Below are 627 nucleotides of genomic sequence, written 5' to 3'. Positions count from 1 at the left end.
CCGTCGGTTTCGCTTCGTCATCTTCTGGTTCCTTGTTGCCGGCCATTATGGCCGACTCACGCCCCAGCTTTTCCACTCAACGAACTGTCCGAATTCTCGAAGCCACCTCTGTGCGGCCGGCACGGCCCAGCCGTACGACCACTCCAGGCCATCGGCGATTGCCCGCACAAGTGCCCATTCGCCCTCGGTAAACGCATGCGACGCATCGAGCGCCGATGCCGTGTTGCCGCGCACCTTGACGCCCGCGAACGGATTGGCGAGCACGTAGCGCTACTCGATGAGCCAGCGGAACAGCGCACCGAGAATGGACAGGGCGTGGGCCACCGAGCGCGCCGAAAGACTGCCATTGAACGGCCTCCAGTCCGGCGAGGTGCGCGGGCGCACCGGCCCGACCCAGCGCCCGCGTGGCGACGGATGCCGGAGGAACGCGCGGTAGGCATCGCATCTTCCTTGGTGAGCGACGACAGCGCGCGGCCGCGCTCGACGATGGCCCACAGGATCAGACGCTCGGCCTCCTCCTGTACGTGCGCTGCGTGGCCGGCGATCCGTGCAGCGCAAGCCAGGTCTGCACGGCCCCGTAATCGTTGGCGGCGTCCAGCGTGCAACTGGCGGCCGGCGCGCGGAAGG

1 pseudogene is annotated in these 627 nt (G+C 67.8%); it reads right to left on the bottom strand.

From position 1 onward, the window contains the following. Positions 1-87: 87 nt before the first annotated feature. Positions 88-627: pseudogene (locus HV796_RS43100) on the bottom strand (integrase); the annotation flags it as partial.

Source organism: Paraburkholderia humisilvae, from assembly GCF_902859855.1.
GTDB lineage: Bacteria > Pseudomonadota > Gammaproteobacteria > Burkholderiales > Burkholderiaceae > Paraburkholderia > Paraburkholderia humisilvae.
The sequence above is the reverse complement of the archived record's forward strand: the minus strand, read 5'-3'. Positions and strand labels throughout refer to the sequence as shown.